The 1324-nt window shown below is 61.3% G+C and carries 1 protein-coding gene; it reads right to left on the bottom strand.

What is annotated here, in order from left to right; genetic code table 11:
• Positions 1–1324: IS30 family transposase (locus ACQR0W_RS33490; protein ID WP_316235442.1), on the bottom strand; the 1324-nt coding region annotated here is incomplete at both ends.

Below are 1324 nucleotides of genomic sequence, written 5' to 3'. Positions count from 1 at the left end.
AGTGTTTTCATTCGTGACAGCAGCTCGTCAAGCGCTTCTGCTGGAGTTTTCCATCCTAGCGTCTTTCTCGGTCGGGAATTGAGCGCTGCGGCCACGGCGGCGATCTCGTCAGCATCGTAGACGCTCAGATCGGTACCTTTCGGGAAGTACTGCCGCAGCAGGCCATTCGTGTTCTCGTTCGTGCCACGTTGCCAGGGGCTTCTTGGATCGCAGAAGTAGATCTGAAGGTCTGTATCGATCTTGAGGTCACTGTGTTGAGCCATTTCGGTCCCCTGATCCCAGGTTAGCGAGCGGCGGAGTTCTTTGGGCAAGGTGACGATGGTGCGCGTGATCGCATCGCGTACCGCTTCAGCTCCGTGTCCGGAGAGCGCAGGCCCATCCTTCGTACGTGGGCCATCGTCAAACCCCGGCAGCCGTGGAAGGTGCAGGAGCATTGTAAACCGCGTGCTGCGTTCGACCAGCGTGCCGATTGCCGAGCTGGCGGAGCCGACGATCAGATCTCCTTCCCAATGTCCCGGCACAGCTCGATCCGCGACTTCGGCCGGACGCTCACTGATCATGATCTCTGGCGATATGAAGCCTTTGCTGCGCTTCCGCGTACGCGCTCGGGGCACGCGCAGCGCACGTCCCGTTCGCAAACAGGACGACAACTCGCGTTTCAGCGCTCCTCGGCCCTGAACAAAAAGCGCCTGGTAAATGGCTTCGTGGCTGATGCGCATCGCCTCGTCATCCGGGAAGTCGATCGGTAAGCGCCGGGCAATCTGCTCGGGACTCCACGCTTTCGTCCACCCCTGATCCTGGCTAGAGCCCGCACGACCGGCCTTCCGCCGAACGCCGCCTGGAGGTGCGACAAACCCTGCAAGCCGCTCTTCAACATAAGCGCGCAAGGCGGCGTTGCTTGCAAGCTTGCTCGGCTTAGGACGCCGGGCCGATCGATCTGCATGCCACTGGGCGGCCGTCGCCCGATAGGCCATCTTGCCGCCGTGCGTGGCCGCATTGCGATCGAGTTCACGGGAGATGGTCGAGGGAGATCGATTGAGACGCCGCGCTATCTCTCGTACAGAATGGCGCTGCGCATTCAGCAGCGCAATCTCTTCGCGCTCAGAAAAAGAGAGGTGCCGTCCGGAGAGCGGCTTCGCTGAAGGTCGGAACATTGCCGGTGCCACGCCGCCCGCTTTTCGAAATAATCGGGGGCCGACAGCATCCGATAATCCAGCAGCCAGCGCAGCATTCTCGCTGTTCAACCCAGCGGCAATCCCACGCCAAAATTTCTGCTGTTCCGCACGCCCCGCAACTGGTGGGCGCCCCAATGATCCCAGCTTGC

This window comes from Bradyrhizobium sp. HKCCYLRH1034 (genome assembly GCF_051168375.1).
In the GTDB taxonomy this organism is placed as follows: Bacteria; Pseudomonadota; Alphaproteobacteria; order Rhizobiales; family Xanthobacteraceae; genus Bradyrhizobium.
Note: the sequence above shows the minus strand (reverse complement) of the source record. Positions and strands in the feature narration are given on the sequence as shown.